This is a genomic window from Pseudomonas fluorescens, from assembly GCF_001623525.1.
Taxonomy (GTDB): domain Bacteria; phylum Pseudomonadota; class Gammaproteobacteria; order Pseudomonadales; family Pseudomonadaceae; genus Aquipseudomonas; species Aquipseudomonas fluorescens_Q.
Map to the genome: position 1 here is coordinate 3,403,987 of NZ_CP015225.1, position 12,049 is coordinate 3,416,035.

The 12,049-nt window shown below is 59.9% G+C and carries 11 protein-coding genes; 6 read left to right on the plus strand and 5 right to left on the minus strand.

What is annotated here, in order from left to right:
- Positions 1-42: 42 nt before the first annotated feature.
- Together TK06_RS14600 and TK06_RS32755 are read left to right on the plus strand one after the other, a co-directional pair.
- Complete coding sequence (locus TK06_RS14600; protein WP_063322653.1) at positions 43-402, plus strand: DUF5064 family protein; 360 nt, start codon at positions 43-45, stop codon at positions 400-402.
- 287 nt (positions 403-689) lie between these two features.
- A complete protein-coding gene (locus TK06_RS32755; protein ID WP_162843733.1) occupies positions 690-866 on the plus strand; it encodes a hypothetical protein in 177 nt (58 codons plus the stop codon).
- A 7-nt stretch (positions 867-873) separates the two neighbouring features.
- Here TK06_RS32755 and TK06_RS14605 read toward each other — a convergent pair whose 3' ends face one another.
- A complete protein-coding gene (locus tag TK06_RS14605; RefSeq protein WP_063322654.1) occupies positions 874-1,767 on the minus strand; it encodes a helix-turn-helix domain-containing protein in 894 nt (297 codons plus the stop codon).
- A 175-nt stretch (positions 1,768-1,942) separates the two neighbouring features.
- Here TK06_RS14605 and pobA point away from each other — a divergent pair, with 175 nt between their 5' ends.
- Together pobA and TK06_RS14615 are read left to right on the plus strand one after the other, a co-directional pair.
- Positions 1,943-3,133 (plus strand): 4-hydroxybenzoate 3-monooxygenase, encoded by a 1,191-nt coding sequence (gene pobA / locus TK06_RS14610; protein WP_063322655.1) that lies wholly within the window; start codon positions 1,943-1,945, stop codon positions 3,131-3,133.
- Positions 3,134-3,184: 51 nt separating this feature from the next.
- Positions 3,185-4,720 carry an MDR family MFS transporter gene (locus TK06_RS14615; RefSeq protein ID WP_086936653.1) on the plus strand — a complete coding sequence of 512 codons (1,536 nt, stop codon included), beginning with the start codon at positions 3,185-3,187 and terminating at the stop codon, positions 4,718-4,720.
- Between the two features lie 200 nt (positions 4,721-4,920).
- On the opposite strand, the gene TK06_RS14620 is transcribed toward TK06_RS14615, so the two are convergent.
- A complete protein-coding gene (locus tag TK06_RS14620) occupies positions 4,921-6,270 on the minus strand; it encodes a spinster family MFS transporter (protein ID WP_063322657.1) in 1,350 nt (449 codons plus the stop codon).
- A gap of 352 nt (positions 6,271-6,622) precedes the next feature.
- Here TK06_RS14620 and TK06_RS14625 point away from each other — a divergent pair, with 352 nt between their 5' ends.
- Positions 6,623-8,800: a hypothetical protein gene (locus TK06_RS14625; RefSeq protein ID WP_063322658.1), complete on the plus strand. Its 2,178-nt coding sequence runs from the start codon at positions 6,623-6,625 to the stop codon at positions 8,798-8,800.
- Positions 8,801-8,905: 105 nt separating this feature from the next.
- Here the strand turns inward: TK06_RS14625 and TK06_RS14630 are convergent, their stop codons facing one another.
- The 3 genes from TK06_RS14630 to TK06_RS32625 form a co-directional block, all read right to left on the minus strand.
- Positions 8,906-9,853, minus strand: coding sequence for an IS110 family transposase (locus tag TK06_RS14630; RefSeq protein ID WP_063320545.1), 948 nt, complete (start codon positions 9,851-9,853; stop codon positions 8,906-8,908).
- Positions 9,854-10,264: 411 nt separating this feature from the next.
- The gene (locus TK06_RS14635; protein WP_063322659.1) at positions 10,265-10,570 is read right to left on the minus strand and encodes a DUF2288 domain-containing protein; all 306 of its coding nucleotides are present in this window, start codon (positions 10,568-10,570) and stop codon (positions 10,265-10,267) included.
- Positions 10,567-10,728 (minus strand): hypothetical protein, encoded by a 162-nt coding sequence (locus TK06_RS32625; RefSeq protein ID WP_158265818.1) that lies wholly within the window; start codon positions 10,726-10,728, stop codon positions 10,567-10,569. The genes TK06_RS14635 and TK06_RS32625 overlap by 4 nt, the downstream gene beginning before the upstream one ends.
- Before the next feature lie 181 nt (positions 10,729-10,909).
- Here TK06_RS32625 and TK06_RS14640 point away from each other — a divergent pair, with 181 nt between their 5' ends.
- On the plus strand, positions 10,910-12,037 hold the full coding sequence (locus TK06_RS14640) for a branched-chain amino acid ABC transporter substrate-binding protein (protein ID WP_063322660.1): 1,128 nt from the start codon (positions 10,910-10,912) through the stop codon (positions 12,035-12,037).
- Positions 12,038-12,049 lie beyond the last annotated feature (12 nt).

Here is a 12,049-nt window from a genome sequence, read left to right on the forward strand (position 1 = left end):
AGGGTCTGCCCTACTCCCCATGCCTTCGAAGGAGAGTTGCTTATGGCCATGTTCGAACCCGGACACCTGCACATGGAGCGCCATGCGCTGAACAAGGAAGATTTCAGCTACAACCTGTGCATCGACTACAAGGTCGACCAGGACGGCAAGGAAGGCACGGGCATGTCATTCCGGGTGCATGGCACCGTCGAAGACAAATCACTGGACGAGACATTCTTCCTGGCCAAGGACCAGGCCTTCGATTTCGCCCGCCACGCCACGCGCATCGCCCAGAAGTATGGCCTGCCCAAGACCGCCAGCATCGGCTCGATGCACGAGTACTACGACAAAATGTTCGAAGACGTGCGCAAGCAACTGGACGTCAAGCCGGGCGATCCGATGAAGCCAGAGCACCTGGAATAACAGGCTCAGAACACTTCCATTGCTGAAGTGGACCTGTGGCGAGGGAGCTTGCTCCCGCTGGGCCCGCGCAGCGGCCCCAAAATATTGCGGTCGCTGCGCAACCGAGCGGGAGCAAGCTCCCTCGCCACAATGAAGCAGTGCTTCAGCCCCTGGGAGCCTGGGTCCCACCAGGGGATATCAGTGTTCTGAATATCGGCTTACACACAAAGCCTGCCTGACTGGCAACTCGCCACAGCTGACCTATTCTGAAAGTAGTACCCCCGGGTATTCGTTCAGAGGTCACCGCCATGAACATTAAAACAAGAAGACGCCTCGCCATTTTTGTCACCTGCGCCGCCACGCTCGCGCTGTACGGCACTGCGGCCTATCGGGTCGAGCAGGCCAGGCAACTGCCCCGTGAATACGCCAGTTGCAACTTCGAACGGTGCATCCCCCACAGCGCAACCCTGAACGCCCTGCGCTGAGGCGTGCTCAGTCGTCCTGTTGATCGGTCTTGAGCCGGTCCCGGAACGTCTTGGGCGAGATGCCCACGCGTCGGCGGAACAGCCGGGTGAAGTTGGTCGGATCGGAAAACCCGAGCATTTCGGAAATCTCGTAGATGGTCATGCCGGTGTAGGTCAGCAGGCGCTTGGCCTCCAGCAACTGGCGCTCATGCATGATCTGCAACGCCGGTTGCCCCGCCAGTTCCCGACAGGTGCCGTTGAGGTGCGACACGGAAATGCCCAGGCGGTGGGCCAGGTCTTCGACCTTGACGTGCTCGCGATAGGTTTCTTCCACCAACTGGATGAAGCCGTTGAGGTATTCCCGGGCCCGTTGCGGGCGCTGGGCCTGGGTGTGTCGCTGCATCACCTGGCGGCTGACCCAGACCATGATCACGCTGACCAGCGCATGCATCAGCATTTCCCGCGCCGGTTGATGCCCCACGTACTCATTCTGCAAGGCGCTGAACAGGCTGTTGAGGTACTCGGCATTCTCGAGGGCGGGGTAGCTTTCGGCCTGGGCCAGGACGTTGACCGAATGCCCCAGTTGCGCTTGCAGGTGCGTGACCAGCGGCGCCGCCAGGGTCACCACGTAACCTTCCACATCCTCGGAAAAACGAAAGCCATGGACCGACAGCGGCGGCAGGATCTGCACGGCCGGCTCGGTGAGTAGCGTGCGCCGACCCTCGATTTCCAGTTCCGCCTGGCCCTTGAAGACAAACAACAACTGGCACAGATCGGCATGCCGATGGGGCTTGATTTCCCATTGATGCTCGCGGCTGCGCTTGGAGATGGTCTCGCAGTGCAACAAGTCCGGCGTCGGCCATTCCTGGCTCTCGCCATAGAGCTTGAACACCGGGATCGAAGGCAGGTCAGGTTTTTTCATAACGTGGATCCGGGCCTGGGGTTGCGGGCGATAATCGCACCAATTGGCAAAAAGAACAGGTATCGGCTCAGTTTTCCCCTTCAACTGACAGGTCCGCAAGCGAAAAATGTAGGCACTCGATTTCTAATAATCAACACCGACCCTGGTCGCGTGCTTCGTGCGAGTCATAACAACAATGAAAACCCTCAAGACCCAAGTCGCTATTATCGGTGCCGGCCCCTCTGGCCTGCTACTCGGCCAATTGCTGCACAACGCCGGGATCGATACTGTCATCCTCGAACGCCAGACCCCGGAATACGTACTGAGCCGCATCCGCGCCGGCGTGCTGGAGCAAGGCATGGTCGAACTGCTGCGCCAGGCCGGCGTTGGCCAGCGCATGGACGCCGAAGGCCTGCCCCATGATGGTTTTGAACTGGTGCTCAACGATCGACGGGTACACATCGATCTCAAGGGCCTGACCGGTGGTAAAAACGTCATGGTCTACGGTCAGACCGAAGTGACCCGTGACTTGATGGCCGCCCGCGAAGCCGCCGGCGCCCGGACCCTGTACCTGGCCAGCAACGCCCAACCCCACGACATGCAAACCCAAACCCCTTTCGTGACCTTCGAGCATGAAGGAGAAACCTGGCGCCTGGACTGCGATTACATTGCCGGTTGCGACGGTTTCCACGGTGTGGCGCGACAGTCCATTCCTGCGGAAAAACTCAAGGTCTTCGAACGCGTCTACCCGTTTGGCTGGCTCGGCGTGCTGGCCGATACCCCGCCGGTCCACGAAGAGCTGGTCTACGCTCGCCACACGCGCGGTTTTGCCTTGTGCAGCATGCGCTCCAAGACCCGCACCCGTTATTACCTGCAAGTGCCCGCCGAGGAACAAGTTGCCGACTGGCCGGACGAGCGTTTCTGGGGTGAACTGAAAAACCGCCTGCCCGCCGACTTGGCCGCAGCCCTGGTGACCGGCCCGTCCATCGAGAAAAGCATCGCCCCGCTGCGCAGCTTCGTGGTCGAGCCGATGCAGTATGGGCGGATGTTCCTGGTGGGCGATGCGGCCCACATCGTCCCGCCCACTGGCGCCAAAGGGCTGAACCTGGCGGCCAGCGATGTCAGCACGCTGTTCAACATCCTGCTCAAGGTCTATCGCGACGGCCGTGTGGAGCTGCTGGAGAAGTATTCGGCCATCTGCCTGCGGCGCGTCTGGAAAGCCGAACGGTTCTCCTGGTGGATGACCTCGATGCTGCACCGCTTCGACGACGACGCCTTCAACCAGCGCATCAGCGAAGCCGAGCTGGAATATTTCGTCGACTCCGAGGCCGGTCGCAAGACCATCGCGGAAAATTACGTCGGACTTCCTTACGAGGCTATCGAATAGTCGCCTATCGACTTAAACTGCGGGTTTCGTCCATTTTGCCTCTCCGGCGCGATGCCCGCAGGTTCTGCCTTGACTCGGTTCAATACGCTCCAAGCCCCAAAACCGGCCATCCGCAGCGTGCTGGTAGCCCTGATGCTGGCGATTTTCCTGGGGGCGCTGGACCAGACCATCGTCGCCGTCTCGATGCCGGCCATCTCCGCACAGTTTGCCGACGTCAGCCTGCTGGCCTGGGTGATTTCCGGCTACATGGTCGCCATGACCGTGGCGGTGCCGATCTACGGCAAGCTCGGTGACCTCTACGGTCGCCGGCCGCTGATGCTGTTCGGCATGGGCTTGTTCACCCTGGCCTCGCTGTTCTGCGGCCTGGCACAAGACATGGAGCAATTGGTGCTGGCGCGGATTTTCCAGGGCATCGGCGCCGGCGGGATGATTTCGGTGAGCCAGGCGATCATCGGCGACATCATCCCGCCCCGCGAACGCGGTCGCTACCAGGGTTATTTCAGCAGCATGTACGCGGTGGCCAGCGTGGCCGGGCCGGTGCTCGGCGGCTACATGACCGAGTACCTGTCGTGGCGCTGGGTGTTCTGGATCAACCTGCCGCTGGGCCTGGTGGCCTGGTGGGTCGCCCGACGCAGCCTGGTCGGGCTGCCAGTGCCGCAACGCACGCCGATCATTGATTATCTGGGCACCGTGTTGCTGATCATCGGCCTGACGGCGCTGCTGCTGGGGATTACCCAGGTCGGCCAGGGTCATGCCTGGCACAGCCGTGAAGTGTTGGGGTTGCTGGGTTGCGCAGGCGCAGCGCTGGGGGTGTTCGCCTGGCACGAGCGCCGGGCGCGGGAGCCGTTGTTGCCGATGCACCTGTTCGCCAACCGCGATGCGGTGCTGTGCTGGTGTACGGTGTTCTTCACCAGCTTCCAGGCGATTTCCCTGACGGTGCTGGTGCCGTTGCGCTTCCAGAGCGTGACCGGCGCCGGTGCCGACAGTGCGGCGCTGCACTTGTTGCCGCTGGCGATAGGGCTGCCGATCGGTGCGTATTTCGCCGGTCGCCGGACCTCGGTCACGGGACGCTACAAACCGATGATCCTGAGCGGCGCCCTGCTCTTCCCGTTCGCTATCCTCGGCATGGCCTGCACCCCGCCCGCCGCGCTCTGGCTGAGCAGCCTGTTCATGCTGCTCAGCGGCATCGCCTCCGGCATGCAGTTTCCCACTTCACTGGTGGGTGCGCAGAACGCCGTACACCAACAGGACATCGGCGTCGCCACCAGCACCACCAACCTGTTCCGCGCCCTTGGCGGCGCGGTGGGCGTGGCACTGATGTCAGCGTTGCTGCTGGCCTTGCTGCAGGATTCCAGCTTCGCCCAGCTCGCCAGCTCGTCGTTGATCGGTGAAGGGCATTCCGGCAGCGTCTTGCTGGACGGCCTGAACGCCGCCCCGGGCGAGGCGCAGAACGCCTTGCGCCAGGAATTGCAGGCGACGTTCCGCCATTTGCTGGTGATCAGCGCGGCGGTGTCGTTGCTGGGGCTGGCGGCGGCGGTGGTGATGCCCAATCGCTTGCTGCGTGGTCGCGATGAGAAGGTTCACTAGGCAGATAGAGCCACAGCCCCACAGGCCTGTGATTGAACCAGCCCCGTGGTTCAACACAGAACCCTGTGGCGAGGGAGCTTGCTCCCGCTGGGCTGCGCAGCAGACCCAAAAATTCAGTGTCCGCCGGTACAGTAGAGGGCCGCTTCGCGCCCCAGCGGGAGCAAGCTCCCTCGCCACGGGGGAACGGTGTATGGCTTTAGTCAAACCGTCGCCGCCACACTTCCCGGCACCATCACCACACTCATCCCCTCCTTCATCCGCTTGGCATCGCGCACAAAACAACGTGACGCCAGGAACAGGAACACCATGGTCAGGAACAACGCCACCGGGATCAGATACATCGCGTCATGCAGGCCGATGGCCTTGAACGCTTCTGTCATCTGCTCGACTCCGGCTGCGGCCATGGCCGTGCGGGCGAAGTAGTCGGACAAGCCGCCCACCACCACCGGCCCCAGGCCGCCGCCAAGCAAATACAGCCCCGCAAAGTACAACGCCATCGCCGTGGCGCGCAGGCGCGGCTCCACCACGTCCTGGATCGCGGTGTAGACGCAGGTGTAGAAGTTATAGGCAAACAGCCAACCCACGCTGAACACCGCCACGAACACGCCGATTTCAATGCGCCCGGCATGCAGGGCCCATGCTGTGGTGACCGTCGAAATCGCCAGGCTGAACGCTGCAAACAGCAGGCGGCCGTTGGGCACGCGCTGGTGGATCTTGTCCGCGACCCAGCCGCCCAGGGTGAGCCCGAACAACCCCGTCACACCCACCATGATCCCGGTGGCCACCGCCGCCTCATGCAGCGGCATCAGGAAATAGCGTTGCAGCATCGGCACCAGGAAGGAGTTGCAGGCATAGGTAGCGAAGTTGAAGCACAACCCAGCCAGCACCAACCACAGGAACGTGGGAATCGCCAGCACCCGACGGATCGGCCGGTCGATCTTTTCCTGGGACACCTGCACGGTTTCCGCCGCGCCGCGCTTGGGTTCCTTGATGAAGAACATGAATAGCGCCAGCACCAAGCCTGGCACAGCCGCGATAAAGAACGGCGCGCGCCAACTGTCGAACGCCTTGACCATCGCCCCGATGGTGAAGAACGCCAGCAGCAAGCCAATCGGCAGGCCCAGCATGAAGATGCCCATGGCCCGCGCCCGGCGATGGGCCGGGAACAGGTCGCCGATCAGCGAATTGGCGGCCGGTGCGTAACTGGCCTCGCCGATGCCCACGCCCATGCGCACCACCAGGAACGCCCAGAAACTGCCCACCAGGCCGTTGACCGCCGTCAGCGCGCTCCAGGTCGCCAGGCCCCAGCCCATCAACTTGCTACGCGAACCGGTATCGGCCATGCGTCCCAATGGCAACCCGGCGATGGCGTAGACGATGGTGAAAGCGGTGCCGATGATGCCGATCTGGAAGTCGCTGAGACTCCACTCCATGCGGATCGGCTCGATGATGATCGCCGGGATGGTGCGGTCGAAGAAGTTGAACAGGTTGGCCAAAAACAACAGGAACAGAATGCGCCAGGCATTCGCCGCTTGGGTCGAGTTCTGCATGGGTCCGTCTCTTTTATTGTTATGGAGCATTAGCGGAATCTGCAATCTAGACAGCGGCGCGCGGGCTGTCTCCAATCATTCGCAAGGCTGATACCCACCCATGGCGAGCGGCGCGTTTCTTGATAACGGTCAATTACCTGTAACAATTGCCATCATTTCGCCCATTCTTGATTAAAGATCGTCTCCCGGTGGCCGATTCAACCTATCAGGAAAGAATCTCTCGAGCTGCCCCCCAGGCTATAGCCCTGGACGCTCGGGACCGACCTTCGCGCCATCCAGGACGCGAGCTCCCATCCGCGATGGTTCGATGACAGCGCTCGTCGAGCCAACCAGTTCAGGCATATGGCGCACAATGACTTCCAAAAAAACAGCCACTGCGGTATCCGATCTGACCCTGAGCCCAGCCGCCAATGGCCCTGAAGCCTCGAAACCATCGAGCAGCTCGCGTCCCCTGTCGACTCAGCAGTATCTGTATTTCACCGAAACCAACACCGACCGCATCCTCGACAACCTCGACGGCCTGCGCGACGCGGTGTTCCCACGACCGCCCCATCTGGTAGAGGACGAGAGCGACCGCACTCAGCAGGAATTCCCCTCGGTCTGCCTGATCGGCCTGGGCCGCTGCGGCTCCAACATCGCCCTCGACGTGGCCGAGCTGGTGTACAACGCCCGCAAGTTCTACCTCAACGAATTCAATGCTGAAGACAAGGCCTACAGCGACAAGGGCTACAGCCCCGCGCAGTGGATCCGCAACAACCTGCGCCTGGGCACCAGCAAGGCCAGCAAACCGGTGTTCCTGGTAGAACCGCTGGTGATGCTCGGCGACCTGGACAAGGACATCGCCGGGCGCATCCGTTTCTCGCGCAAGGGTGAGAAAAGCGGCTTTTTGCGCGACTACAGTAAGATGAAGATCATGGACCTCTCGGAAGTCCACGCCGGTGGCGCCGGTAACGCGCCGATCCTGGGCCAGTACCTGGCCAAGATCATCCTGAACAAGGACACCCAGCGCTTCTCCAGCCCCGACTGGAAAATGATCCACTCGTACCTGATCGACAGCTGCGGCATCAAGGCCAACCAGTCGCGCCTGTACTTCTCGATCTTCAGTGCCGGCGGCGGTACCGGTTCGGGCATGGCCTCGGAGTTCGGCCTGGCCCAGCAATACTCGTACATGAACAAGACGTTCGACACCAAGCCGATGGACGAACACGACAGCAAGAGCGGTCACTCCTTCGTCTTCGAACCGATTTTTACCAGCGGCATCTGTGTATTGCCGAACATTTCCGACCACCGCAGCGAAATGTCCGAGGCCTTGCACATCAACGCCGGACGCCTGCTGTGCAAGTACCTGTCGGAAGAATGGGATTTCTCGTACAACTTCGCCAACGAAGACAGCAGCGAAGCCAGCGTGATGGGGCGTATCCGCCCCTGGAACGCGATGATGCTGATCTCCAACGACATCATGCGCTACGCCGAAGAAAGCGATGACGGCAACATCCAGAACATTGACGTCAATGCCATGGAGAAGCACGCCAACCAGTACATCTCCCAGCAGATCTTCAACATCCTGACGGCCCAGGCCGTGACCACCGACTACGACCAGAACTATTTCCGTCGTGCCGGCATCGACATCGGCGAAACCATTCGCCTGGACGCCAACGACCTGTTCATGAGCCTGGCCGGCCCGGTGGCGATTGCCTACGCCGAATCCGTCGTCCCGGAAACCCCGGCGCCCAGCGGCGACAAGTTCAAGGTGTTCGAGAAAGAACCGCCGCGCCTGAACATCGACGACCTGTTCTTCCGCTCCATCGACCTGCCGCACTTCAACAAAGTCACCCAGGCCATCGAAGGCATCAGCCTGCTGCCGATCGAATCCAAGCGCTACCGCGCCTCCCTGGAGCAATACAAGAATTCCGGCTACGACGCCGCGGCCCTGCATGACCTGCACTTCTTCAAGAATTGCTCGTCGGTGGTGTCCATCGTCTCCCTGCCCAAGGACTACAAGCTGTCCTACATGGACCTGAACCGGCTCAAGACCCACCTCAACAGCCTGTTCCCCAACACCACCCTCAAGCGTTACGCGTTGGTGATCGGCGCGTCGGCCAACCTGTCGCTGACCACCCTGATCGCCAAGAGCCCGTGCCTGTCGGATGATTTCCTGACCCTGATCGTGGCCTTCATCAAACGTTGCTTCGCCCGCACCCCGTACCGCTTCGACGATACCCTGGACAACTCGATCCTGGACTTCATCATCAATGAAGACTTCGACGAAGAACGGATCGACGACCTGCTCAACGAATTCGAAAACCCGGCGAAGATCCTCGACACCAACTGGTACGCGATCAAGCCGATGTACGAGAAGAAGTATCGCGAGCTGATCAACGACAAGGACAAGTTCGTCTCGATCAACGATATCCGCCTGTCCCGCGACTGCGTGAAAAAGGCCATCAAGTACCTGCGCGAGATCTACCGTCACCGCATTGGCAAGACCAAGGTCATTTCCTTGAATAACCATACTGGCAGGACTTACTGAGGCCGGCCCAGCACCGTGTTGCCTCCAATCGCGAGCAAGCTCGCTCCCACAGGGTTTTGTGTACACCGACCCACTGTGGGAGATTCTATGGTGCAGGACTACCCCCTAAATGCCTTTCGGTAAGTATTCGCTCTGGTTCTTCAGCAGGGCGAATACCACTCGGGCAAGCTTGCGGGCCAGTGCCACTAATGCTTCGGTTGTGCTGAGTCCCCGGGCCCTTAGTGCCTCATAAAAACCCTTCCATGCCGCTGTGCGCCTTGCCGACATCGCGGCGTTATGCATCAATCGACGGGCCTCTGGGTCACCTCGCTTAGACAGGCAGCGGCGTCCCTTCTTTTTCCCTGAGTCCGATATACGCAGGTCTAGGCCCAGAAAAGCGATGAAGGCATCGGCATTTCTGAAATCCCCACGCTGAAACGACGTGAGCAAACGGGCACCGTTCAACAGGCCAATGCCTTCGACTTTCATGCAACGCTTGAGCTGAGCGCCCAAGCCAGCGGCTTCCAACTGCGTCTGGATTGTTTTCTCGAGCAAGATCTCCAGTCGTTGCATGGCTTTTATCTGGTTCTCAAAGGCCCTTTTGAGCAACGGTTCGTTGGACCAACTTTGCTTGAGGCTGACACGCGCCTGGACCAAGGCTGCCCGACGTCGGAAGAGGCTTATAAGCCGGCAATACAAGGGCGATGGCGGGGTCCACGGGTGCAACTGGTGGCCTTCGTTGTTCAAGTAGCGAGCCAACAACCGAGCATCCAGCGCATCGGTTTTAGCGCGAACTTTCACACCTTTGCGGTAATGGCTGAGCTCGTAGCCGCCGATCATGTAGATCACACAGCCTTTCGCATAAGCCAGGTCGGCGAATTCCTGATGATAGATATTGGTGGCTTCGATGGCGACATCCACTGGCGCGGACAACTCCTTGAGCCACTTTTTGATCGCTGCCTTGGTGTTGGGGATCGCTTCCAGTCGATCTGTTTCTGCGTGATAAATCACCAACTCATCTTTGGCGACATCAACACCCACGATCGGCTTTGCGACAGAAACCGGCATTGCCATTGAAAATCCTCCGGGCTAAGGTTTGAACACTTGAAGGGTTCACCCAGAGGCGCAGGCTTGTTCCTATCGTCGGTCTAGGCCAGATGCATTCTTTATCGGCGCTTGGGTGAAAGGAGGAGGGGTGAAATCTCCCACGGTCTGTACTGCGGCTAACAGTCAGAATCGAGCTTTGTCCCTCCTCCTCCCTTCAAGTCCTACCATACAAGCGAGCTTGCTCGCGATAGCGGTCCTGAATCCTGCACCTGAACAACATCCAGAAACAATTGAGCAGCCCAAAGGCTGCTCCATGAACTGTTCCCGTTACGTATACGTCACCCTGCCCTGTGGCGTTTCGCCACGGCAGGAAGCCATCACGCTACTCACCTACACACTTTATTGTCTACCCGAACACGAACCAACCTGGTGCACTGATCAGTTCGACGCCCCTTCCTGGATCATAATCCAGGGCGAAACCACCACCGCCCAAAGTTGCGGATCGCGTTCCAGAAAATCCAGCGCCCGCGTTTCAGACAGCTTGGCGAGCTGGTCGGCGGCCAGCCAGGCGGCGACTTTGGTACCTTCGTCCCGGGCGACGGCCTCGGCGGCGGCGATCAAATCCAGTGCCGGATCGACCCACAATAGGGCACCCTTGGCAAAGAACGGCTCCAGCTCTTTCCAGGTGATGGATGCGGTTTCACCAAGCAGCTTGGCATAGAGGGTGCTAGGTTCTTGATTCATGGGACCTGTCCGGAAAAGAAATCGGCGCGAATGATAACGTCGGTGGTCTGGCAGAAAAACCCGGTAGCAATTGCAGTACCGATTGAAAAGCGCAGGAAAGCCAAGGATTGCCGATATGACCGGACAAACCCCGCCGCCATTCTGTCTTTTTCTTTCAATTAAGCGACACCCTCAGGTTTTGCCCCCAAGCGCCAGCTTCCCTTGCCAACAATCGGCGCTCTACACTGTACCGGTACAGTTGCCGGGGGCATTTTCCGCGAGGGTATCCAAGATATCTGACCCGGTTCTGCTGCTACGGCGCCAGGACTATAAAAACTACAACAGCATGAGTGGAGCACTATGACTAAGGCTACTAAGCAGATTTCCAAACTGTTTGCCGCTATGGTTCTGGCCGGGGTTGCCAGCCATTCGTTCGCCGCCGACACCATCAAGATCGGCATCGCCGGCCCAAAAACCGGCCCTGTAGCCCAATACGGCGACATGCAATTCAGTGGCTCCAAAATGGCCATCGAGCAGATCAACGCCAAGGGTGGCGTCAACGGCAAGCAACTCGTCGCCGTTGAGTACGATGACGCCTGCGATCCAAAACAAGCGGTCGCGGTCGCGAACAAAGTCGTCAACGACGGCATCAAGTTCGTGGTCGGCCACCTGTGCTCCAGCTCCACCCAGCCGGCTTCGGACATCTATGAAGACGAAGGCGTGGTCATGATCACCCCGGCCGCTACCAGCCCGGACATCACCGCTCGCGGCTACAAGATGATCTTCCGCACCATCGGCCTGGACAGCGCCCAAGGCCCTGCGGCCGGCAACTACATCGCCGACCACGTCAAGCCGAAGATCGTTGCGGTCCTGCACGACAAGCAGCAGTACGGTGAAGGCATCGCCAGCGCCGTGAAGAAAACCCTCGAAGACAAAGGCGTGAAAGTGGCCGTCTTCGAAGGCGTGAACGCCGGCGACAAAGACTTCTCCTCGATGATCGCCAAGCTCAAGCAAGCCAACGTCGACTTCGTCTACTACGGCGGCTACCACCCGGAACTGGGCCTGATCCTGCGTCAATCCCAGGAAAAAGGCCTGAAAGCCAAGTTCATGGGTCCGGAAGGCGTGGGTAACGACTCCATCTCGCAGATCGCCAAGGAATCTTCCGAAGGCTTGCTGGTAACCCTGCCGAAATCTTTCGACCAGGACCCTGCCAACATCGCCCTGGCTGACGCCTTCAAGGCCAAGAAAGAAGACCCGAGCGGTCCGTTCGTGTTCCCGTCCTACTCTGCCGTGACCGTGATCGCCGACGCCATCAAGGCTGCCAAGAGTGAAGACGCGGGCAAAGTGGCTGAAGCCATCCACGCCGGCACCTTCAAGACCCCTACCGGTGACTTGAGCTTCGACAAGAACGGCGACCTGAAAGACTTCAAGTTCGTGGTTTACGAGTGGCATTTCGGCAAACCTAAAACCGAAGCTTCGCCTCAGTAAGGCCTGGCCTGA

Coding starts and splice junctions, on each gene's coding strand:
- TK06_RS14600 (WP_063322653.1), top strand. CDS start 43: ATGGCCATGTTCGAACCCGGACACCTGCACATGGAGCGCCATGCGCTG.
- TK06_RS32755 (WP_162843733.1), top strand. CDS start 690: ATGAACATTAAAACAAGAAGACGCCTCGCCATTTTTGTCACCTGCGCC.
- TK06_RS14605 (WP_063322654.1), bottom strand. CDS start 1,767: ATGAAAAAACCTGACCTGCCTTCGATCCCGGTGTTCAAGCTCTATGGC.
- pobA (WP_063322655.1), top strand. CDS start 1,943: ATGAAAACCCTCAAGACCCAAGTCGCTATTATCGGTGCCGGCCCCTCT.
- TK06_RS14615 (WP_086936653.1), top strand. CDS start 3,185: ATGCCCGCAGGTTCTGCCTTGACTCGGTTCAATACGCTCCAAGCCCCA.
- TK06_RS14620 (WP_063322657.1), bottom strand. CDS start 6,270: ATGCAGAACTCGACCCAAGCGGCGAATGCCTGGCGCATTCTGTTCCTG.
- TK06_RS14625 (WP_063322658.1), top strand. CDS start 6,623: ATGACTTCCAAAAAAACAGCCACTGCGGTATCCGATCTGACCCTGAGC.
- TK06_RS14630 (WP_063320545.1), bottom strand. CDS start 9,853: ATGGCAATGCCGGTTTCTGTCGCAAAGCCGATCGTGGGTGTTGATGTC.
- TK06_RS14635 (WP_063322659.1), bottom strand. CDS start 10,570: ATGAATCAAGAACCTAGCACCCTCTATGCCAAGCTGCTTGGTGAAACC.
- TK06_RS14640 (WP_063322660.1), top strand. CDS start 10,910: ATGACTAAGGCTACTAAGCAGATTTCCAAACTGTTTGCCGCTATGGTT.